A 19,861-nucleotide genomic window follows, 5' to 3' on the forward strand; every position below is an offset into this window, starting at 1 on the left:
GCTGGAGTTTTCGGTTTCCTCCCTCCCCCTTGGATCAAGCCGTACCGCAGGCGCAAACACTCGTACAAGACATTCGGAGCGAAACTTGTTTTCCAGACGACACTTCTTGCAAACCTCTGCGGCACTAGGCAGCACACTCCTTGTGGGCGATATCGCCCCAGCATGGGCGCAGAGCGCCGGCGCCGCCAACCTGTCCGGTTTGCAACCGCTATCCGGGACCGAATTCGACCTGACGATCGGCCGGTCCCAGCTGGCGATTGATGGACGAACAGGTCCGGCGATCACCGTGAACGGCCAAGTGCCGGCGCCGCTTTTGCGCTGGCGCGAAGGTGACGAAATCACACTTCGCGTTCACAACACACTCGACACGGACACGTCGATCCATTGGCACGGTATTCTTTTGCCGAACGAGATGGACGGCGTTCCCGGCGTGACCTTCCCCGGCATCCGGCCCGGCGAGATCTTCACCTACCGCTTCCCGCTGCGGCAGGCTGGCACGTATTGGTATCATTCCCACTCCGGGCTGCAGGAACAGCTGGGGCATTACGGCCCCATCATCGTCGAGCCGCGCGGCGCAGATCCGGTAGGCTATGACCGCGAGTACGTTATCGTGCTTTCTGACTACACGTTCGAGGGGCCGCACCGCGTTTTTCAGCGCCTGATGGCGTCGAGCGATACCTACAACTTTCAGCAACGCACCGTCCCGGACTTCTTCCGGGCGGCATCCCGCCACGGCTTCATGGCCACGCTCCGCGACCGATTGATGTGGGGGCAGATGCGGATGAGCCCCACCGACATTTCCGACGCGACCGCGGCGACGATGGATTATCTCATCAACGGCCATGGTCCGGACGACAACTGGACCGGCCTCTTTGAACCCGGCGAACGCGTGCGCCTGCGCTTTATCAACGCTTCGGCCATGACATTCTTCAATGTCCGCATCCCGGGCCTGCCGATGACGGTGGTCCAGGCCGACGGATTGAATGTGCAGCCGGTTGAAACGGACGAGTTCCAGATCGGTGTGGCAGAAACTTATGACGTCGTGGTCCAGCCGCGCGACGACCGGGCCTATACGCTGATGTGCGAGACCAATGACCGAAGTGGCTATGTCCGCGGCACGTTGGCGCCGCGCACGGGCATGACGGCGCCGGTTCCGCCTTTGCGCGAACGACCGACCCTGACAATGCGCGACATGGGCATGGACCATGGTTCGATGCCGGGAATGTCCCATCAAGACACCCATGCGATGCGGCCAGTTGCCTCTGGCCAAGACAGCCACTCCGGTCATGGAGGCGTGGATCACTCCGCGCATGGCCAAGGAGCGGCCGGAATGTCCGGCATGGGTCATTCGGCCCACTCCGCCGCCCCGGCAACTCCAACCGGTCACGCCGGACACGACACGTCGGGGAATGGCATGCAGGTGCACGACCACCCGATGGGACCGGGCGTCGCCAACGTCGCCATGCAGCCTGTCAGCCGGTTGCACGAACCGGGTGCGGGGCTGGAGGACGTGCCGCACCGGGCGCTGAGCTACACCCAGCTGCGCAGCCTGGATCGGAATCCGGATGTTCGGCAGCCGGCACGCGAGATCGAGGTCCACCTCACCAGCAACATGGAACGCTATATGTGGTCGTTCGACGGCACGCGGTTCAGCGAGGTCGTGGAGCCGATCCGCTTCACGCAGGGCGAGCGGCTACGCCTGACTATGGTGAATGACACGATGATGGTTCACCCGATCCACCTTCACGGCATGTTCTTCGAAGTCGTGAACGGCGAGACCACCCACAAGCCGCGCAAGCACACGATCAATGTGAAGCCGGGTGAGAAACTGTCCGTTGATGTCACACCGGAAGACGTCGGCGACTGGGCGTTTCACTGTCACCTGCTCTACCACATGCATGCCGGCATGTTTCAGGTGGTTTCGGTGCGAGCTGGCGAGGCCCCGCCAGCGCATTCCGGTCACCACATGCAGCACGGAGATCACTGATGCGCGCGATCCTTTTTGCCACCGCTGCAGTGCTCGCCACCGCGAACATTGCTCACGCGCAGGATTACGCGCACCAATTCTATCCGCCTGAGGAGATGGAGCGCTCGCTGGACGAGTTGCGTCATGAAACCGGCGGACAACGCCAGTTTTCTTTCATGGCGAACCGCTTTGAGTATCGCTCTGGCAATGGATCGGAAGCGGGTTTGTGGGATATCAACGCTTGGTACGGAGGTCGGCTAAACCGCTTGTGGCTTCGAAGCGAAGCCGATTACAGCTTCGACGCAAGCGCTTTCGAAGAGTTGCGAGTGGAAGCACTTTGGTCGCGTGCGATTTCTCCTTATTTCGATGTCCAAGCCGGTGTGGCTCAGGATTTTGCTTCGGGGAGCGAGCGCACCCATGCCGTCGCAGCAATTCAAGGGCTCGCGCCCTACTGGTTCGAGCTCAGTTCGCGGGCCTACCTCTCCGATCGCGGGGAGCTGACCGGCATTGCTGAAGCCGAGTACGAGCTGCTGCTGACCCAGAGACTGATCCTTCAACCGCGCGCCGAACTGGCGTGGTCGGCTGAAGACATTCCGTCACTGGAGACCGGGGCGGGACTCACCAGCCTTCAGGCCGGCTTGCGCCTGCGCTACGAAATTGTCCGCCAGTTCGCGCCCTATGTCGGAATCGAATGGACGAGACAACTCGGCGAAACCGCCAATTATGCCCGCGCTGCGGGCAATGACCCGGAATCCACAGCCTTCGTGGCGGGTCTTCGTATCTGGTATTGATCACCTAACCCTAGGAGTTCCTGTAATGGCAAATCTCACCCTTGTATTCGGAAGCGCTGTCTTCCTTCTGACCGGCTGCGCGGCCATTCCCGACCAGCACGGCCATCACGCCGCGAACGGCAATCCGGACCGATCCGCTTGCATGGAAATGCATGAAGCGATGATGGCGCGTCATGAAGCCGGCGAAGACCATGACGCGATTATGGCGAGCTTGACCGATGAAGAGCGCGCGCGCGCCGAAGCTTGCCGCGAAATGATGCAAGCCATGCACGAGGAGCATCATGGCGACGGTCATGCCGATATGAACCATGGCGAAGGTCATGGTGGCATGGACCATGGTGACATGAACCATGGCAACGGCGGTGAGGGTCACAGCGGCACTCATCACGGTCACGACTGACCGGCTCTGACGAATTGAGCGCCTGCACCGCCGCACGCCCGGCCTGGGTTGCGCGGCGGGCTGGCCAAGGGGGAAGGCGATGACGACATTGCTGCGTTGGACGATCCGGGTTCACAAGTGGATTGCCTTGATCGTCGGTATCCAGATCGTGCTTTGGGTCATGGGCGGCGTGGTGATGAGTGTCATCCCCATCGAACGCGTTCGCGGTGAGCACAATATCGCCGAGCCTGCCAGCACGCCGATCGACCCGGCCACGGTGATTGCCATTGGCCAGGCCGCAGAGGCAGCATTTCCGGGCCTCCCGGTGCGCACCGCGCACCTTCAGCTCTGGCAAGGGCAGCCGGTCTGGAATGTCGTCGTGGAAGGAGGGCGCAGCCGGTTAGTGGATGCTGTCACAGGAGAGGTCATCACGCCGATCAGCCGCGATCGCGCGATCGAGATCGCCGTTGCCGATTATGCCGGCGACCCGGAAATTTCCGCGGTCGAGTATTTCGAGGAACCTACCTGGGAATCGCGGCGCCCGGGGCCGACCTGGCGGATAAATTTTAATGATGGTGAAGGCACGCGGATCTATGTTTCCGAAACGTCAGGGCTGGTCGTCGCCCGCAGAAATGACGCCTGGCGGCTATACGACTTCTTCTGGATGCTCCACATCATGGACTACCAGGAGCGCGAGAACTTCAACAATCCACTGGTGATTACCGCCGCTATTTTCGCGCTGGTGACGGTTTTTGCCGGATTTGTGCTGTTGATCCTGAGGATGCAGAGGCTGCTTCGGATGGCGCTGGCCAATCGGAAAGCGCCGCGCCCGAAAAAACAGTTGAGTTAACGATGAAAGAACCGGTGTAGCGGCACGAAGACAATTGCGATAAACCAGCCATAGGCGAATGCGCCCAGCGCACCAAACAAGAAGCCGGCTGGTGTCAGCCATTCAAACCCGGGCAGCAGGGGGCCCCATGCTTGGTGCATGTGGAATTGCTCCGGAGCAAATATCCCGAACACGATACAGATCAGGTATGTGAGCAACAGGAATGTCGATAAGGTCAGACCCAGCGGTATAATCCGGAGCCGTGCGTTGTTTGTTTCCGACATGAAGGCCTCCTTCGTAATCATGATCACTCAAGTCTACGAACCGTTCGGCCGGCTCCCTCAATTTTATTCCCCTAGAAAATGAGGGAAGGCATTGCCGCACACGTAGGTGTCTGAAGGGGCAGGCTGGGAGGCGAGGCCATAAACTGGACCACAATCGGAGACGCCTTCAGCGGGCGCGACAATCGACTCACACTCATTCGCCTGTTTCTCGCCTCGGCGGTCATGGTGGAACACATATTTGTCGTTCCGCGAGGCATTGCAGATGGACCAGCCGTTGCCATCAATGGCTGGTCGATCGGTTATGCCGCGGTCAGCGGGTTTTTTATTCTCAGTGGCTTCCTGATCGCAGGAAGTCTTGAACACCGCGCCAACGTTGCAAGCTATTCGGCATCCCGAGCGCTTCGGATTTTTCCTGCGCTGATTGTTCTTGCCATTTCTTCCGTGCTGGTGATTGGACCTCTGGTCACAACCGTATCCATGCAGGAATATTGGATGAGCCAGCAGACATGGCTCTATCCTTTCAATGTCGTGTTGTTTCTCGACACATCCCGAGGGCCGCTCGGCGTATTCGGAAACAATCCTGCACCGGGTGAGTTCTCGGCAACGCTCTGGACGCTGCGCTATGAAGTACTGGCCTACATTGGCGCAGCTATTCTTTTCTTTTCGGGAATCGCACGCGGCTGGCGGATGCACTTGTTCCTGCTGGTCGCAGCAACAGCCGGGCATCTCGCCATAGCCAATTATTGGCCAGAGAGCCCAGCAATCATTGCGCTCACATTGCGGCTGGGTGCGGCCTTCCTTCTCGGAATGCTGATCTATTCAGCCCGGCACAGAATACCGCTGCTGCCGATTGTAGCGCTGCTCGCTCTGCCCGCCTGGTATCTCCTCGGATCGTCGCCATTGGCTGAAACATTTCTCAACCTGGCGCTTGCCTCAGTCCTGTTCTGGCTGGCGTTCTCAAAGCTCGGTGGAGTGCCGACATTCTCGCGAATGCCCGACTGGTCGTACGGCATATATATCTGGCATTACCCGATCTTTCAGATCCTCTGGGCCACGGCCGTTGCCCGGTCAGAACTACTCCTGGTCGCGTTTGGTGTGCCATTGACGCTCCTGGTGTCCGCATTGTCCTGGCATCTAATCGAGCAACCGAGCCTGACGCGGAAAGCCGCTCTGGGCCGCTGGCTTGCAGGTATAGGAAACCGGAAGGTCGGAGACGGACTTTGAGATGAACATTCGGATGATGATGTCGCTGATGCCGCTTTTAGTCGCGGCCTGCTCGCAGTCTGGGGCAGCTACAGATACAGGTCGGTTCGACGCCGGCAATAGCGCCTTGGTGACGCAAGGACGGGAACTTTATGCGGTACATTGCGCCTCCTGTCACGGCTCCAATCTCGAGGGTGAGGCGAATTGGCGGCAACGCCGCGACAATGGCCGATTGCCGGCGCCGCCGCATGATGCAACAGGCCACACATGGCATCATTCCGACGAGACGCTTTTCAACATCACCAAATACGGGACTGCGGCCTTTGCGCCCGACGGCTATGAAACTGATATGATCGGGTTTGGCGATGTGATGAGCGATGAGGATATCATCGCCACGCTGGCGTTCATCAAGAGTCAGTGGCCGGAGGATATCCGCGAGATCCAGTCCGGTATCGAGTAATATCTGCCCTAACCATTTTCAGGAGTTACACCATTGTTTCATTCCGTCGCCCACAGCAAGAGAACCGTAATCGCAGGACTACTGGTTTCTCTCCTTTGGCCGTCTTCAGCGTTTGGCCACAAAACCTTTCTTGCCTCCGATCAGACGGCTTGGGACGCCGGCGCTAACGTCACGGTATCCCTGACTAGCGCGCTTGAATTTCCGGATGTCGAGAGTGGCCCGTCCCGTGATCGGATAGCGTTCACGTCGGTGAGGGTCGGTCGGGACGTGATTGAGGATATAGCCTTTGCGGAAACGCCTACCGCTTTGCAGGTTTCTTTCCTACCGCAGGCGGTCGGCTTCGCGACAGTGGCACTAAGTACCCACCCAAGATCCGGCGAAATCGCGCCGGAAGATGTGTCGGAATATTTTGAAGAAATCGGAGCGGGCATGGATGTGCGCGCCGCATTTGACGCCTTGCCCGGCGATCCTGCCATGATGCGCAGTTACACGAAACACACCAAGATTTTCCTGTGTGTGGAGTCCTGCGATGTGGGTGCCGAGTTGGCGGAGGAGCCGGTCGGCCAGGCACTGGAATTTGTCGCTTCGCCGCAAAGCGAACGGACCTTCCGCCTGCTTTGGCAGGGCGAAATCCTACCCATGCATAATGTCGACATCTACAGCGCGGGTGGTGAGCATGAACGCATGAGGACCAATTCGGACGGATTGCTGGAGGTCAACGCAGATTGGTCAGGTGCGACCCTGATGTCGGCGGTCCGGATTACATTGCCTGACGTACCGGGCGGAAACTATCATAGCGACCAGGCAACCCTTTCGGTAACCTTGCGCTGATGCACGTATGACATTGGTCGCTGCCAATCAGTTTTGCTATCTCGGCCTTGTCTAGGGGCCACTTCGAGAAGCTGGATCTATCGATGAAGAGAAAAATTCCGGAACAGCTAGAAGACCGGTCAAAATATACTAGAGATGTCCCAAGCGGGCGCTGTCAGATTAAACGGCCCGTTATCGGTTTGCCGGTGAATTACCGGCATTAACAAAAACCCGTTTCGCTAATTTAAACGTCGTCGGAGGTCATTTGCCTTGCAGTGATGATGTATGCTCGTTTTCCGCTTTCATTGCGGAATGTCGAGGATCTGCTCCACGAAATTGGCATCGACATTTGTCATGAAGCGGTTCGGAACTGGTTCGGACCGATGTTCGTCTCCGAGATCCGTCGAAAGAGGGCGGATCGACTCAGCGCCTGGGACCAGTGGCAATGGCATCTGGATGAGGCTTTCATCCGCATAGACGGCCAAACACATTACCTGTGGCCGGCGGTTGATCACGAAGGTGAAGTACTCGAAGCCTTCGTTACCAAGCGCCGAAATCGCCAAGCAGCATTAAAGTTTTTGCGCAAAGTTATGAAGCGATACGGCCAACCTAAGACCATCGTCACCGACCGGCTGAAATCGTTTCGCGCTGCAATGAAACAGCTCGGCTATGAAGGAGACAGGGAAGTCGGGAGGTGGCTCAACAACAGGGTCGAAAACAGCCCCATTTACCCTTAAGAAGACGGAAGCGGGCGATGCTCCGTTACTGGCGAATGCGAAGTTTACAACTCTTCGCCTCTGTCCATTCATCCGTCCACAACCACTTCAATTTAGAGCGCTACATCAACGATTGAAACTGATTCAGGGAGAACCGGCAGAACGCGCTGGCCGAATGGTGGCAGCTCGCGGCCTGATCTCCGATTTCCCTTGCAAACAGAGACCAGTTCGCTTTCGTCTGACAGCACCTTTCACTACCAAAATCGCGACGAATTGCCACGATCAGCTTGAATTCCAATGATATGGTACTCAGTTCGAAAAAGTCAGGAAGCACCGCAAGAAGAGCGGACTCACGTCCGGCTCAAAACAGCGTGTTCTTTAAATTCAGGAGAGTTCAATGACACGGATATTTTCCGACACCGACCAAAACACGGTTCGCGTGTTGATTGACGAGACATTAACGACGGAGACCGTGGAAAAACTGCGCACTGAACTTGATGATTACATCAACACCCACGACCGCGTGCCCAATTTGGTAATTCTCGCTGAGGGCCGCCCGCATTGGGACAGCCTATCCACTCTTAGGCACCATCTGCGACTGGTGCGCGACCATCATAAACTGATCAAGAAAGTGGCCGCCGTTGGAGACAGCGCCATTTTCTCGGCGCTATCGCAATTGGTCGATCATTTTGTGGGGGCAAAAATCAGACATTTCAAAACCAAAGACACCGAAGCCGCATTGGCATGGGCCGCATCGGTCGACGATCATCCCGGTGAGTTCGAGTTTTTGGATGGTTTTCCGCGCGACGTGCTGGCGATACGAGCAACGGGATTTATTACTGCTCAAGACTATGAAGGCACGCTCAAACCGCGCGTGTCGGAGATGGAAAAGGAACACGACCACATCAAGCTCTATTTTGAAACTTCGGGCGATTTTCGCGGATGCAGTTCCGGCGCTGTCTGGGACGATACCCGGTTTGGCTTTGCCCATATCGGTACATTTAAAAAAATTGCGGTTGTGACGGACATTGACTGGCTGAGGCATGCCCTAAAAATACTTGGGCCGCTCTGGCCAGCCAAAATCATGGCGTTCGATGTTTCCGATAAAGCTGAAGCGAAAGAGTGGATCATCTCCTGAAAAACGCTGATAGTGCAGTACCGCTTGGCAAAGACAGCAATCGGTGAAAGTCGAATGTGTTATGTGAGTTCGTGCAGAAACACGCTGCCCGAATGGTGTCAGCTCGCGGCCTATACCGGCGACAACATGCTAAACTGATACCAGTTCGCTTTGATTTGGCGACACACCAGGGCCTGCTCTTGTCGAATTTCACTGCCGAACACATAAAGGTCTGACCGATCCGGCTACAGTTGGACCAAGCAGAGATTGAGAGAGCATCACATGCTCGACGGCTTCAACGCGGAAACACTCGCCCGTATCCAGTTTGCGTTCACGGTTTCCTTTCACATCATCTTTCCGGCTTTCTCGATCGGTCTGGCCAGCTATCTGGCGGTGCTGAACGGGCTTTGGCTCAGGACGCGTGATGAGGCCTATCTGAATCTCTTCGAATACTGGAAGAAGATTTTTGCTGTCGCCTTCGGCATGGGTGTGGTGTCGGGCATCGTCATGTCTTACCAGTTCGGCACTAATTGGTCCGTCTTTTCTGACCGTGCCGGGCCGGTTGTCGGCCCCCTCATGGCCTATGAGGTCCTTTCAGCATTCTTCCTGGAAGCCGGCTTTCTCGGCATTATGCTCTTTGGCCGCGAACGTGTTGGTGAGAAGCTGCATATGTTCGCCACCGCGATGGTCGCCGTCGGTACACTGATGTCCGCGACCTGGATCCTGGCCGTGAATAGCTGGATGCAGACGCCTGCCGGATTTTCGATTGCCGAGAACGGTCAATTTATCCCAGACGACTGGCTGGCCATCATCTTCAACCCGTCCTTTCCGTATCGCCTCGTTCACATGGTGCTCGCAGCCTATCTAACGGTGGCGTTCGTGGTTGCTGCAGTGAGCGCATTCCACCTGCTTCGCAATCGCATGGACAGCGAATCGCGCCGCGCATTTTCAATGGCGATGTGGATGGCGATACTTGTCACCCCGATCCAAATCATGGCGGGAGACCAGCATGGCCTGAATACGCTGGAACACCAGCCGATCAAGGTCGCTGCGATGGAGGGGCACTTTGATCAGCATGGAGACAGCCAGCCATTGGCGCTGTTTGGCATACCGAACGAGGAAGAGGGGCGCCTCGATTACGCGATTGAAGTTCCGTATCTCGGATCACTGATCCTGACGCATACCCTGCATGGTCAGATTCAGGGTCTGAACGAGTTTCCCGAGGAAGAGTGGCCGCCGGTCGCCATTGTTTTTTTCAGCTTTCGCATCATGGTCGGGATAGGGTTTGCCATGCTCGCGCTTGGAGCTCTCGGCCTGCTGGCGCGCTGGCGAGGCAAACTATACGACTGGCCGTGGCTCCTTCGAGCAGCCATCGTCATGGGGCCATCGGGCTTCGTCGCTGTTCTCGCCGGGTGGATTACCACCGAGGTCGGCCGGCAACCCTATACGGTCTATGGCCTCCTCAGAACGGCTGACAGCCTTGCGCCGGTCGATGCGCCGGCTGTCGCCGCCTCGCTTGTAGCGTTCATAGTCGTCTATTTTTTCATTTTTGGCGCCGGCATATTCTATGTCCTGCGAATGATGAGCAGGCCACCGGTCACATCTGCTCCCGGCTTCCGCGAAGGACCTACCAGAGCTGCCGGCATCACTCCCGCTCAGCAGATCGATTCGGGCTTTATCCCGGCCAAGGAGGAAAGCCATCATGGGGATTGATCTTGCGTTCATCTGGGCAGGTCTCATCGCTTTTGCGGTGCTGGTCTACGTCGTTCTGGACGGGTTCGACCTTGGAATCGGAATCCTCTTTCCGTTCAGCCGGTCGGAACAGGACCGAGACCAGATGATGAACTCCGTTGCGCCGGTGTGGGACGGCAATGAGACTTGGTTGATCCTTGGCGGCGGCGGTCTTTTCGCAGTATTTCCACTCGCTTATGCCATCGTGATGCCGGCGCTCTACATACCGATCATCCTGATGCTTCTCGCCCTCGTCTTCCGCGGGGTTTCCTTCGAATACCGGTGGCGAACGGCGCGATGGAAAACCGTGTGGGACATGGCCTTTTTCGGCGGTTCCGCCGTCGCGGCCCTATGTCAAGGTATCGCATTGGGCGCGCTGGTTCAGGGAATCGAGGTTGCCGAGCGAGCCTATGCAGGTGGATGGTTTGACTGGCTGACACCGTTCTCCCTTCTGACCGGGTTCGCAGTGGTCGTGGGTTATTCACTCCTCGGCGCCACCTGGCTCGTTCTGAAGACAGAAGGCGATCTGCAGGTCCAGATGCGCCACTACGCCGTCTATCTGGGCGCAGCAACCCTTGTCCTGATCGGGCTGGTGAGCCTGGTCACACCGTTTCTGGAGCCCACCTATTTCGATCGCTGGTTCAACCTGCCGGGCAGCTTGTGGACTATGGCCGTCCCGGTGCTGATGCTTGCCTTGACCTGGTCGTTTTTCACTAGCCTGAATGATGGCAAGGAGCTCCAACCCTTCTTGTCCGCACTCGGCTTCTTCCTCACAAGCTTTATCGGCATTGGAATAAGTTTCTATCCGATGATGGTGCCGCCCGCGCTGACGATCTGGGACGCTGCGGCCCCGGAGAAGAGCCTGGGGTTCGCATTGGTTGGCGCGGTCATTCTCGTGCCGATCATCCTTGCCTATACTGCTTATGCATACTGGGTGTTCCGCGGCAAGGTTGACCCGCAACAGGGATATCACTGATGCCAAAGTCGCTGATAAGGCGGCTTGCCTGGTTCGTCGGCCTTTGGTTCGCTGGAGTCGCCGCCGTTTCTGTGGTGGCATTCGCGATCCGAATGTTTATCTGAGCTTGCGAAGCATCTGTCGCAGGCAGTGCCGGGACAGAAATTGACTTGATCTGATAACGGGCGGTGAGACCGCCTGCAGTCGCAAGGCAGCCACACTATAGCGGTTATCATTCTTGTGCTGGTTGGCCGAGCACATTATCCGCGCCGATTCTAGCGGCGTGGAGGCGAGAGTGTGGATGCGCGGCTTGCTACCGGCTGTGTAGAACTCGCGCTCACGATCTGATCTTCGCGCGCTTGCTCGTTAGCTCGGAAGGTCGGCTTTCCCATCTCGAGCTTCCAGAGCGATTTCGCGGCGGGAAATGAGATAACTGGATGAGCCAATGATCACGGCGAGCAACGCCGCCACAGGGGAAGTGATCGTGACGTATCCGAATGTGGAGTGGACGGCGTTGAAGTGCAGCAACCCGACCCCGGCCATCGAAAGCGTGATCGCGGTTCGATAATATGCCAGCAATGTCCTGTGGTTGGCCAATGATGTCCGCAAGATAGCCAAGGAGAAACTATCTGTTGCCCGCCGCTCTGCAACGTCGTCAGTCATTGATCTGCTCCCTATCTTGCGGGAAGGTCGACAATTATCTTGGCTCATCCGTCCACAACCACTTCAATTTAGAGCGCTACATCAACGATTGAAACTGATTCAGGGAGAACCGGCAGAACGCGCTGGCCGAATGGTGGCAGCTCGCGGCCTGATCCCCGATTTCCCTTGCAAACAGAGACCAGTTCGCTTTCGTCTGACAGCACCCTTTTCTTTCCTGGCCTATGCTGGATAAGCTCGTCAATGAACCGATTCCGGTTCCATTCGCTGCTGGAGCCGTCCTATGCCGAACGCCCCAATTCATCGCTTACGAAGCAAATCGCTGGGGGTGCCCGAGCTGATCGCGATCGCGTTGGGCGGTATGGTTGGCGGCGGGATATTCACGATTTTGGGGATTGCCGTCTCGTTGATCGGACCATACACGCCTGTCGCGATTGTTCTGGGTGGTCTTTTCGCGGCGCTCGCTGCGTATTCCTACGTAAAGCTGGGCGTTTACTTCAAGGATGAAGGGGCGACCTATAGTTTTATCAAGAAGAGTTTTCCAAACGGAGCCAAGATCGCGTCTCTCGTCGGCTGGTGGGTGATATTCGGCTATATCAGCACGCTCGCCCTTTATGCCTACACGTTCGCGTCCTATGCGATCTCGGGGACGGAATGGGCCGACAGCGAGATTGCCAGAAAGGCCGTCGCTGGTGCCGTCATCGCCGTTTTCACTATCGTGAACGTGTGGAGTGTTCGCGGCATGGGGCGGCTTGAAGACCTTATGGTTTATACCAAGCTGCTGATCCTGGTCGTTATATCCGTCGTGCTTGCCACCGCCGGCGAGACCAGCATTCCCACGCTGATTCGCCAGCATGACGGTTTCGATATGCTGAACATACTGATCGTCGCCTCGGTCACCTTTGTCGCCTATGAAGGCTTTCAGCTTGTCATCAATGCGTCTGGCGAGATGGACCGGCCGGAACGAAATATTCCACGGGCGATCTATATCGCGATCGCGCTGGCCATCCTTGTATATGTGGTGATTGCGACCGGTGCGCTGATGGCGATCCCGTTCGAAGACATTATCGCCAATCAAGAGTATGCACTTGCGGCTGGCGCTGCCGATGTTCTCGGGCCAGCCGGGTCGATTCTCGTGGTCTTCGGCGCCTTACTCGCGACGAGCAGTGCCATAAGCGGTACGGTCTTCGGGGCTTCACGGCAAATGGCGGTTATTGCTAGGGACGGCTTCATGCCCGGATTTCTCGCCACCCGCCGCCGCTCGATCCCGGTGAATGCGATCATAACGATGTCGGCGTGCGCATTTGCGCTTGTCCTTGCGGGCAATCTGCGCGTCATCCTGGAATTCGGTAGTGTGACATTCCTCCTCGTTTCGTTTGTGATGGCCTTCACCAATCTCAAAATGCGGCGGCAGACAGGCTCATCGCTCCTGATGACGCTCGTGGCCATGCTAGGGCTGGCGTTAGGGACGGTTCTGATCATTTACTTCGAGGCGACCACGCAGCCCGAGCAACTGGTCTTCATAGGCGGTCTTTATCTCCTTCTTTCAACCGCGGCTTGGGCCTATTCGAGCATACTTCGAGGGCGCAGCGTCTCATCTTACAAGTCGAAAAAATCAAATTGATCATTCAAAAATATCCGCCGGATTGATCGGTTTTGGCTAAGTAAGCAAAAATCGCGTGCCAGCTGGTCCCCATGACCCGCATTGGGTCCCACACGGCATGGGGCTCGACCTCGCGCCTGATGTCGCTCGATCTGCTCCTCCCATGACTGAGCCAGGCAGTGTCAGAGGAGCTTCAGCTTGAACGCGGAGCGCCGGTTACGTAGCCTCCGCGGATGCGTAACCTGTTCAAGTATTTCAAGACTGCATCGCATTTGTCTGACACAACCGTTTAGCAGGTCACCGGGCCGCGCACGCCGGCCGAAATGATGCGCGGTCTTGGACGGGTCCGAGTGGACTCCCGGTCCGAGACGCTGTGGCAGCGGCTGGCTTTCTTTGCCCGCGGACTGATGCAGAACCTGCAGGAGTCGCGTCTTTCGGAAGTCGAGCGACGGCTCAACTGAATTCCAGCCGGCGGAACCCGGTTGAAAATCCTGACTTTGAAGCACATCGCATTGGCGGCGGAAACCGCTTGATTGGCCTGATTTTCGTTGCCAAGCTTCATTCAAGGCGGCTCGACTAGCGTAGATGCGCGCTTGGATTTATTTCTGGGGGACGAATGTGGAAATTACAAATAAAAATGTTGGCGATATTTTAAAAGCGCTAAATTCAGATGAGTTGAGACCTGAAGTCGAGAAATTCGTTTCTACCGTTGCCGATGTATTCGCAGCGCGGTCGAAGATGACGAGGCTGGATGTCAAGGATATCGTCGATCAGCTTTCATCCGGTAGCCTGAATTATTCACTGCAGCAGTTTTTTACCGGAAACCACCGGTTTGTGGCGTTCCTTACTGAAATGAACAACCGAACTGCCGTCGAAAGTCACGATTTCGTCGAAAACGTGTTGCCGGATGCCATGTTCGCTCGCGACCAGTTCCGTATGGTGGAGGCACACAAGGACGAGATCATCCGTACCGGTGGCCATATTCTCGATCTCGGCGTTTACAAGGGCTCAAGCACGAAAGCGCTGGCGCGAACGTTTCCCGACCACATCATTCACGGCTTCGATTCGTTTGAAGGACTGCCCGAGGATTGGGCCGGGTCGATGAAGGGCGCCTTCAACATCAACGGGATTTTGCCGGATATGCCCGACAATGTCAGGTTATACAAAGGATGGTTCGACGACACGCTGCCGGGCTGGTTCGAGGAAAACAAGGACAGGCATATCTCATTGCTAAGGGTTGATTGCGATTTGTATTCATCGACCAAGACAATATTCAACGTGCTGAAGCCGCTCATAAAATCGGGCACCTGGATCATTTTCGACGAACTGATCGGGTATCGCGGTTTCAAGGAGCACGAATACAAGGCGTTCAAGGAATACATCGATGAAGCCAATGTCGAATTCGAATATACATTCTTCGGCCTGACATATGCCATGGGCTATATCCGGTGAAGCTGGCTGACCGCGGCTTTTTTGATACGAAAAGCGACCGGTAGGCCGGGCGAAGGAGTGCCACGCACAGATCGTTCAAGGCCGAATGACCGACCTCGAACGCGTTGTTTCGGTCGTTTCGCCGCATCGCTGCGCGCGTGCGGCTGATATAGCGTGCCAGAAGGACATGAGGAGGCACGCATGAACCACAAGCACCGCAAAATCCTGCACGCGATTTTCGCACACCCGGAGCCCGCCAATCTGGCGCCGACCGATGTTGAGCATGTATTGGCGGATCTTGGCGGGGAATTGAACGAGCGCAGCGGCGCGAAGTTTTCCGTCACTCTGAATGGCCATACGGCAAATTTTCATCACGCCCAGCACAGCCTGCCGAAGGAAGAAGTGCGGGCAATTCGCAAGTTTCTCGAGGGGGCCGGTATCGACCCCGTGCGCGACTATCCGCTTTAGGGAGTGAAATACTGCAGCAAGCTTCCCCAAGCTGGCCAGCGGACATTTCTCCTGTTACCCCAATCCGGTGCTTTCCGGATCAGCAATCCGCTACCTTGGCTTTCCACGCTGACAATGCGGCTTCGCCATTGCCAGAACCGGGAAGCCATACCCTATTTGATTTCGAAGCCGTATTTATCTCATCCCAAGTCTGGGGAGATTCTTAGCCGGCATTTGCATTGTCTGGCCGTGCATGACTTCAGCGGCAATATCGGCATCTCCGCCAGCTGATACGTGTTGCCATCATAGTCCCAGATATCATGACAGGCCGTGGCTGGGCAGGGTTCAATATGGCAGGTTCGGCTGTTCGGTTCGTTGGATTGCTGCTCACCGAGTTTCACGATCATTTTGCACAGAAACCGCTTTTGCATCTTCGAGAAAACGCAAAACGATTGGTCAATCGCCAACGAGCCTTTTCCCGGCTTTATGCAACCGGAAAAACTTGATCCAATTTTGTAGTTGGGGCCCAACCCAATCCGTTGAAGCTCTTCCGCTGGAGCATTGTTTCCGGCATGAATTACGTCGTCGAACGTCGTGGCGTCGCCCATAATATCGAAGAGCTGCAAAAGCTTTGAACTGTAAAAAAAGCCCGTCCGCTCCAACAGTTCAAGGGTTAGCGATTTTATGGCGGCCAGACAGCTATCGAACTGGTTATCATCTATTAGATGTCTAACGTCAGCGACGCTTTGATTTAATTCTTTCGCGTCAAAGCCGAACTGCTTGGTCATGGTGGTTCCTTTGCTGAAAATCGCCCAAGGCGGACTCGCCAAGAAACAGGTCGGCGTGCTTAGAGCCCGCGCCTAATTAGCGAATCTACAGAAGGCGACCGCCTCGCCGGGAATACAAATATTTCAATGAAATTCTTGCGCCTATTCTTGATGGCGGCTTTATATGCGTGTCGGTTACAACGCTAGATATTAACGGCAATTCTAACTAGTTTTCGACTTTCGTTCCGACATAGAGATAAATACAGAAGGGGCAGAATCTTATCGGCGTGACCACTGATTTGAGATTCTTTTCTTCCCCGTCACGCTGAAGCTGCCATCGAAGGACGAAAGATGGTTCGCGCGGGTTCTCTAACGAATTTTTGGCCAGCTTCTCCAGTTCGCCGCGATGCTCTGAAAGTTTTGTCTCACAAGATTCCGGGTTCAAAATGAGATCCCGGCACGATTGGCTCATGGCAACGATTCTTGTCGCCGGCGTGAGTTCAATCAGGCAGTTTTTATGAGGTGAACTCTCAACCGCTGCACAAAACCGGCGCACGGTTTCATTGTCGCTAAAATCGGCGATCATCTGGTGTATTCGAGTCGCGATTTCATCGCTCGGGACCACCAAATCAGACTCGATTTTTGAAACAAAACCCTGGCTAACGTTCAGAGACTCCGCGACTGCATCCTGCTTCAGGCGGGCAAAAGTACGATACTCTCGCAAAAGTTGACCTATTGATTTTCCATACATGAGGGTCACTGCGCTGATTGCGCCTTCCGCGAAATCTAATGAATTTAGAGTTGGGGTCCGGTCCGTCGAATCGCCAATCAGAATTCCCAGACTAAGCAAAAGGTTATTCAGACGTGGGAATTAAATTATGATGCGGCAAGTTACGGCATCTGCGGCATTTTGGCCGTATTGCGTTGGCTGAATATGCTCCAATGCTTGGAGCAGTAAAGTATCTGATCGTCAGCGAAGCGTTCGCCGGCTCGGTGAGGTGCAGGTGTCGCTGCCTCGAAAAACAGCGGATCGGGTCAGACGCTGGAAGAATGCCGTACAGCGGAGCGGTTCTGGAGATGTGCATCGAAGCGTGCGGCAACGATCCGCGCGAGCATGCGGCAGGATTCCGGAATGGCGATCCGCGAACCGTTGCAAAGAACGAGCCCATCGGCTTCCAGATCGGCCAGGTCGGGCAGGTCGAGGCTGGTGCCCTGACTTGCCGCGATCGCACCGATATCCGCTTCCAGATCGCACATCAGGCGTTCGATGACGGCGCCGCGCACGCGGTCTTCGCGCGACAATTCAATCCCCCGGCAGGTCGCCAGCTGGACGGTTTCGATGGCCTGGGACCAGGCGCGTACGTCGGCGGTATTCTGGGCATAGCCGCGGGGAAGCCGGCTGATCGCCGAGGCACCGAGGCCGATCAGGAAGGATGACTGGTCCGTCGTGTAGCCTTGGAAATTCCGGCAGACGCCTTTTGCCGCGGCCAACCGGGCCAGGTTGTCATCGGCGCGCGCATAATGGTCGATACCGATCTGCACGTAGCCTTCGCCCGCCAAAGCCTCCGCAATGGCCAAGGCTTGTTCGATGCGCGCGGCCGGTTTTGGCAGGTCGTTCTCGTCAATCAGTCGCTGCTGGCGGCGCATGTGGGGGACATGGGCGTAGCCGAACACCGACACGCGGTCCGGCCGTAATTGCAGGGCCTGGCGCAGCGTGTTGATACAGCTATCACGGGTCTGCGCTGGCAGGCCGTAGAGAATGTCGAAGCTGATCCGGTTTATGCCTGCGTGGCGCAGCGCTTCGGTGCAGCGGGCAACGGTATCATAGGACTGTGTGCGGTTGATCTTGGCCTGGACGACCGGATCGAAAGTCTGCACGCCAATACTGGCGCGGTTGACGCCCAGCCCGACCAGGTTGGACGCCAGCTCCGGGGTGAAGACCCGCGGATCGATCTCGATGGCAATCTCGGCCTCCGGGTCAATGTCGAAATGTCGGCGCAGCGCCTCCATGAGGGCGGCCAACTGATCCCCCGACAGAATGGTCGGCGTGCCGCCGCCGAAATGCAGGTGTCCGATACGAAGCCGTTCCGGCGCGAGCGCAGCGGTTTGTTTTATTTCGCGCATCAGGGTTTCAAGATATGCGGCGATGGGGGCCTGGCGCCGTGTTGCCCGCGTCGAACAACCGCAATACCAGCACATTTCGCGGCAATAGGGGATGTGGACGTAGAGCGAGCCGGTATCGCTGCGACCAAGTTCACCCAGCCAGGAAGCATATACTTTTCCCGTGATGCCTTCTTGGAAGTGCGGTGCGGTCGGATAGCTGGTGTATCGCGGCGTGTTCTGAACGGCGTATTTCAAGTGTGTTTCCAGGCTGGTCATCGGGTCTCCGGGGTGCGCGCTTATGCGCATTGACAATTATCAAGTCGCGAGCGGTTATGAAGGCGTCAAGGTGCCGCAGACGGGCTGCGCCAATTGCACGGGATGATCGCCGATGGACTTTGATATTGTCGTCGTGGGCGCCGGCCCTGCCGGATGTACCTTTGTTTCCGGCCTTCACGGGTCGGGATTGCGAATTGCCGTTGTCGAGCCGCAGGATGAAAACAAGCTTCGGTCGCCGTCTTTTGACGGACGGGAAATCGCACTCTCTCAGAGAACCGTCGATGTCCTGCTGGGTTACGGTATCTGGCCGCATATCCCGCACGATGAGGTCTCCGTCATTTCGGCGGCCAGGGTGATCGACGGCAAGGGCAAGGGCTCGCTGGACTTCCGCGCGCCGAAACGCTCTGCCGGACCGATCGGTCGGCTGGTGCCCAATCACGTCATTCGCAAAGCTGCCTTCACGCGCGCCCTGGAAAATCCCAACGTCGTGCTCGTTGATGGCCACTCAGCCGCTGAAGTGTCGCCCGGGCGGCGTTGTTCAACCGTGAAGCTCTCGGATGGTTCGAGGCTCACCACCAAACTGGTGGTCGCAGCGGACACGCGGTTCTCCACCATCCGCCGGCAAGTGGGAATTGCCGCGTCCATGCACGATTTCGGACAGACAATGATTGTCTGCAGGATGTCCCACGGAATTGGCCATCAGGACACGGCCTGGGAGTGCTTTCTCTACGGCTTGACCCTTGCGGTTCTGCCGCTGAATGGCGGCATGTCGTCGATTATTCTGACCTTGCCGCAGCATCTCGCCACGCAATGGCTGGACAAGCCTGCAGACGATTATGCCGCCGATATCGAAAACGCGCTTTCCGGACGGTTCGGCAAGATGGAATTGGCCAGCGAGCGGATCGCCTATCCGCTGGTCGGTGTGTATGCCGAACAATTCGTTTCCGACGGGTTCGCGCTTGTCGGCGATGCGGCGGTCGGTATGCACCCCGTGACAGCGCACGGATACAATTTCTGTGTCACCGGCGTCCATGCCTTGTCGCAAAGGGTCGCGCGTGCCGCGAGAAACGGTTCCGACATTCGATCCAGAGCACTGCTCCGGTCATACGAGATGGAACACAGGCTGCGGACCCGCCCGCTGTTCGAGGCAACAAAACGCCTGGTCCAGCTCTATACGACCGAGGCGCCTCACTTCCGCCTGGCCCGCAAGGCGATATTGCGCACCGGAAACGCGATGGCGCCGGCGAAGGCAGCGATTGCCGGCCTGTTGATGCGGCATGCGGTCTGATCGGCGCGGGAGCCAGGATTAACGGCTCGGCGAGGCAGTAACGGG

The 19,861-nt window shown here is 56.9% G+C and carries 21 protein-coding genes and 1 pseudogene; 16 read left to right on the top strand and 6 right to left on the bottom strand.

Annotated elements, in window-relative coordinates:
* Nucleotides 1-85: 85 nt before the first annotated feature.
* Nucleotides 86-1,987, top strand: coding sequence for a copper resistance system multicopper oxidase (locus ACOOFN_RS08475; protein WP_420430713.1), 1,902 nt, complete (start codon nucleotides 86-88; stop codon nucleotides 1,985-1,987).
* On the top strand, nucleotides 1,987-2,757 hold the full coding sequence (locus tag ACOOFN_RS08480) for a copper resistance protein B (protein WP_420430714.1): 771 nt from the start codon (nucleotides 1,987-1,989) through the stop codon (nucleotides 2,755-2,757). The genes ACOOFN_RS08475 and ACOOFN_RS08480 overlap by 1 nt, the downstream gene beginning before the upstream one ends.
* A 10-nt stretch (nucleotides 2,758-2,767) precedes the next feature.
* Here ACOOFN_RS08480 and ACOOFN_RS08485 read toward each other — a convergent pair whose 3' ends face one another.
* Nucleotides 2,768-3,142 carry a hypothetical protein gene (locus ACOOFN_RS08485; protein ID WP_420430715.1) on the bottom strand — a complete coding sequence of 125 codons (375 nt, stop codon included), beginning with the start codon at nucleotides 3,140-3,142 and terminating at the stop codon, nucleotides 2,768-2,770.
* A 94-nt stretch (nucleotides 3,143-3,236) separates the two neighbouring features.
* Here ACOOFN_RS08485 and ACOOFN_RS08490 point away from each other — a divergent pair, with 94 nt between their 5' ends.
* Complete coding sequence (locus ACOOFN_RS08490; protein WP_420430716.1) at nucleotides 3,237-3,986, top strand: PepSY domain-containing protein; 750 nt, start codon at nucleotides 3,237-3,239, stop codon at nucleotides 3,984-3,986.
* Here ACOOFN_RS08490 and ACOOFN_RS08495 read toward each other — a convergent pair.
* The gene (locus ACOOFN_RS08495; RefSeq protein WP_420430717.1) at nucleotides 3,983-4,249 is read right to left on the bottom strand and encodes a DUF5676 family membrane protein; all 267 of its coding nucleotides are present in this window, start codon (nucleotides 4,247-4,249) and stop codon (nucleotides 3,983-3,985) included. The two genes, ACOOFN_RS08490 and ACOOFN_RS08495, sit on opposite strands and share 4 nt — an antisense overlap.
* Before the next feature lie 195 nt (nucleotides 4,250-4,444).
* Between ACOOFN_RS08495 and ACOOFN_RS08500 the strand changes: the two genes are divergently transcribed.
* The 8 genes and pseudogenes from ACOOFN_RS08500 (at nucleotide 4,445) to ACOOFN_RS08535 (ending at nucleotide 11,366) form a co-directional block, all read left to right on the top strand.
* Nucleotides 4,445-5,473 carry an acyltransferase family protein gene (locus ACOOFN_RS08500; RefSeq protein WP_420435045.1) on the top strand — a complete coding sequence of 343 codons (1,029 nt, stop codon included), beginning with the start codon at nucleotides 4,445-4,447 and terminating at the stop codon, nucleotides 5,471-5,473.
* Nucleotide 5,474: 1 nt separating this feature from the next.
* On the top strand, nucleotides 5,475-5,912 hold the full coding sequence (locus ACOOFN_RS08505) for a c-type cytochrome (RefSeq protein ID WP_420430718.1): 438 nt from the start codon (nucleotides 5,475-5,477) through the stop codon (nucleotides 5,910-5,912).
* Between the two features lie 429 nt (nucleotides 5,913-6,341).
* A complete protein-coding gene (locus tag ACOOFN_RS08510) occupies nucleotides 6,342-6,743 on the top strand; it encodes a hypothetical protein (protein WP_420430719.1) in 402 nt (133 codons plus the stop codon).
* 257 nt (nucleotides 6,744-7,000) lie between these two features.
* Nucleotides 7,001-7,566, top strand: a pseudogene (locus tag ACOOFN_RS08515) (IS6 family transposase); the annotation flags it as partial.
* 269 nt (nucleotides 7,567-7,835) lie between these two features.
* Nucleotides 7,836-8,576 carry an STAS/SEC14 domain-containing protein gene (locus ACOOFN_RS08520; protein WP_420430720.1) on the top strand — a complete coding sequence of 247 codons (741 nt, stop codon included), beginning with the start codon at nucleotides 7,836-7,838 and terminating at the stop codon, nucleotides 8,574-8,576.
* A gap of 261 nt (nucleotides 8,577-8,837) precedes the next feature.
* Complete coding sequence (locus ACOOFN_RS08525) at nucleotides 8,838-10,268, top strand: cytochrome ubiquinol oxidase subunit I (RefSeq protein ID WP_420435047.1); 1,431 nt, start codon at nucleotides 8,838-8,840, stop codon at nucleotides 10,266-10,268.
* Entirely contained in the window at nucleotides 10,258-11,262 is a 1,005-nt protein-coding gene (cydB, locus tag ACOOFN_RS08530) for a cytochrome d ubiquinol oxidase subunit II (protein ID WP_420430721.1), read from the top strand. Before ACOOFN_RS08525 ends, cydB begins: the two co-directional genes overlap by 11 nt.
* Nucleotides 11,262-11,366 carry a DUF2474 family protein gene (locus ACOOFN_RS08535; RefSeq protein WP_420430722.1) on the top strand — a complete coding sequence of 35 codons (105 nt, stop codon included), beginning with the start codon at nucleotides 11,262-11,264 and terminating at the stop codon, nucleotides 11,364-11,366. Before cydB ends, ACOOFN_RS08535 begins: the two co-directional genes overlap by 1 nt.
* Nucleotides 11,367-11,607: 241 nt before the next feature.
* Here ACOOFN_RS08535 and ACOOFN_RS08540 read toward each other — a convergent pair whose 3' ends face one another.
* Nucleotides 11,608-11,904 (bottom strand): DUF202 domain-containing protein, encoded by a 297-nt coding sequence (locus tag ACOOFN_RS08540; RefSeq protein WP_420430723.1) that lies wholly within the window; start codon nucleotides 11,902-11,904, stop codon nucleotides 11,608-11,610.
* A 280-nt stretch (nucleotides 11,905-12,184) separates the two neighbouring features.
* Between ACOOFN_RS08540 and ACOOFN_RS08545 the strand changes: the two genes are divergently transcribed.
* The 4 genes from ACOOFN_RS08545 (at nucleotide 12,185) to ACOOFN_RS08560 (ending at nucleotide 15,403) form a co-directional block, all read left to right on the top strand.
* Entirely contained in the window at nucleotides 12,185-13,525 is a 1,341-nt protein-coding gene (locus ACOOFN_RS08545; RefSeq protein ID WP_420430724.1) for an APC family permease, read from the top strand.
* A gap of 302 nt (nucleotides 13,526-13,827) precedes the next feature.
* Nucleotides 13,828-13,965 (top strand): hypothetical protein, encoded by a 138-nt coding sequence (locus tag ACOOFN_RS08550; RefSeq protein WP_420430725.1) that lies wholly within the window; start codon nucleotides 13,828-13,830, stop codon nucleotides 13,963-13,965.
* A gap of 124 nt (nucleotides 13,966-14,089) precedes the next feature.
* A complete protein-coding gene (locus tag ACOOFN_RS08555) occupies nucleotides 14,090-14,956 on the top strand; it encodes a TylF/MycF/NovP-related O-methyltransferase (RefSeq protein ID WP_420430726.1) in 867 nt (288 codons plus the stop codon).
* Between the two features lie 180 nt (nucleotides 14,957-15,136).
* On the top strand, nucleotides 15,137-15,403 hold the full coding sequence (locus ACOOFN_RS08560) for a hypothetical protein (protein WP_420430727.1): 267 nt from the start codon (nucleotides 15,137-15,139) through the stop codon (nucleotides 15,401-15,403).
* A 179-nt stretch (nucleotides 15,404-15,582) separates the two neighbouring features.
* On the opposite strand, the gene ACOOFN_RS08565 is transcribed toward ACOOFN_RS08560, so the two are convergent.
* From ACOOFN_RS08565 to hemN, 3 genes are all read right to left on the bottom strand, one after another.
* Nucleotides 15,583-16,170 carry a hypothetical protein gene (locus ACOOFN_RS08565; RefSeq protein ID WP_420430728.1) on the bottom strand — a complete coding sequence of 196 codons (588 nt, stop codon included), beginning with the start codon at nucleotides 16,168-16,170 and terminating at the stop codon, nucleotides 15,583-15,585.
* 205 nt (nucleotides 16,171-16,375) lie between these two features.
* Nucleotides 16,376-16,900, bottom strand: a complete 525-nt coding sequence (locus ACOOFN_RS08570) for a helix-turn-helix domain-containing protein (protein ID WP_420430729.1) — start codon at nucleotides 16,898-16,900, stop codon at nucleotides 16,376-16,378.
* 284 nt (nucleotides 16,901-17,184) lie between these two features.
* Nucleotides 17,185-18,528 carry an oxygen-independent coproporphyrinogen III oxidase gene (gene hemN, locus ACOOFN_RS08575; protein WP_420430730.1) on the bottom strand — a complete coding sequence of 448 codons (1,344 nt, stop codon included), beginning with the start codon at nucleotides 18,526-18,528 and terminating at the stop codon, nucleotides 17,185-17,187.
* A gap of 112 nt (nucleotides 18,529-18,640) precedes the next feature.
* Here hemN and ubiM point away from each other — a divergent pair, with 112 nt between their 5' ends.
* Nucleotides 18,641-19,816 carry a 5-demethoxyubiquinol-8 5-hydroxylase UbiM gene (ubiM, locus tag ACOOFN_RS08580; protein ID WP_420430731.1) on the top strand — a complete coding sequence of 392 codons (1,176 nt, stop codon included), beginning with the start codon at nucleotides 18,641-18,643 and terminating at the stop codon, nucleotides 19,814-19,816.
* The last annotated feature ends 45 nt before the right edge of the window (nucleotides 19,817-19,861 follow it).

Origin of the sequence: Hyphobacterium sp., from assembly GCF_965217055.1 — a bacterium.
GTDB lineage: Bacteria > Pseudomonadota > Alphaproteobacteria > Caulobacterales > Maricaulaceae > Hyphobacterium.

What these genes read in the sequence shown, in the direction of transcription:
- ACOOFN_RS08525 (WP_420435047.1), top strand. Translation starts at nt 8,838, where the DNA reads ATGCTCGACGGCTTCAACGCGGAAACACTCGCCCGTATCCAGTTTGCG.
- ACOOFN_RS08555 (WP_420430726.1), top strand. Translation starts at nt 14,090, where the DNA reads ATGCGCGCTTGGATTTATTTCTGGGGGACGAATGTGGAAATTACAAAT.
- ACOOFN_RS08510 (WP_420430719.1), top strand. Translation starts at nt 6,342, where the DNA reads ATGGATGTGCGCGCCGCATTTGACGCCTTGCCCGGCGATCCTGCCATG.
- ACOOFN_RS08520 (WP_420430720.1), top strand. Translation starts at nt 7,836, where the DNA reads ATGACACGGATATTTTCCGACACCGACCAAAACACGGTTCGCGTGTTG.
- hemN (WP_420430730.1), bottom strand. Translation starts at nt 18,528, where the DNA reads ATGACCAGCCTGGAAACACACTTGAAATACGCCGTTCAGAACACGCCG.
- ACOOFN_RS08490 (WP_420430716.1), top strand. Translation starts at nt 3,237, where the DNA reads ATGACGACATTGCTGCGTTGGACGATCCGGGTTCACAAGTGGATTGCC.
- ACOOFN_RS08550 (WP_420430725.1), top strand. Translation starts at nt 13,828, where the DNA reads ATGATGCGCGGTCTTGGACGGGTCCGAGTGGACTCCCGGTCCGAGACG.
- ACOOFN_RS08505 (WP_420430718.1), top strand. Translation starts at nt 5,475, where the DNA reads ATGAACATTCGGATGATGATGTCGCTGATGCCGCTTTTAGTCGCGGCC.
- cydB (WP_420430721.1), top strand. Translation starts at nt 10,258, where the DNA reads ATGGGGATTGATCTTGCGTTCATCTGGGCAGGTCTCATCGCTTTTGCG.
- ubiM (WP_420430731.1), top strand. Translation starts at nt 18,641, where the DNA reads ATGGACTTTGATATTGTCGTCGTGGGCGCCGGCCCTGCCGGATGTACC.
- ACOOFN_RS08565 (WP_420430728.1), bottom strand. Translation starts at nt 16,170, where the DNA reads ATGACCAAGCAGTTCGGCTTTGACGCGAAAGAATTAAATCAAAGCGTC.
- ACOOFN_RS08480 (WP_420430714.1), top strand. Translation starts at nt 1,987, where the DNA reads ATGCGCGCGATCCTTTTTGCCACCGCTGCAGTGCTCGCCACCGCGAAC.
- ACOOFN_RS08545 (WP_420430724.1), top strand. Translation starts at nt 12,185, where the DNA reads ATGCCGAACGCCCCAATTCATCGCTTACGAAGCAAATCGCTGGGGGTG.
- ACOOFN_RS08495 (WP_420430717.1), bottom strand. Translation starts at nt 4,249, where the DNA reads ATGTCGGAAACAAACAACGCACGGCTCCGGATTATACCGCTGGGTCTG.
- ACOOFN_RS08560 (WP_420430727.1), top strand. Translation starts at nt 15,137, where the DNA reads ATGAACCACAAGCACCGCAAAATCCTGCACGCGATTTTCGCACACCCG.
- ACOOFN_RS08540 (WP_420430723.1), bottom strand. Translation starts at nt 11,904, where the DNA reads ATGACTGACGACGTTGCAGAGCGGCGGGCAACAGATAGTTTCTCCTTG.
- ACOOFN_RS08570 (WP_420430729.1), bottom strand. Translation starts at nt 16,900, where the DNA reads ATGTATGGAAAATCAATAGGTCAACTTTTGCGAGAGTATCGTACTTTT.
- ACOOFN_RS08485 (WP_420430715.1), bottom strand. Translation starts at nt 3,142, where the DNA reads ATGAGTGCCGCTGTGACCCTCACCGCCGTTGCCATGGTTCATGTCACC.
- ACOOFN_RS08535 (WP_420430722.1), top strand. Translation starts at nt 11,262, where the DNA reads ATGCCAAAGTCGCTGATAAGGCGGCTTGCCTGGTTCGTCGGCCTTTGG.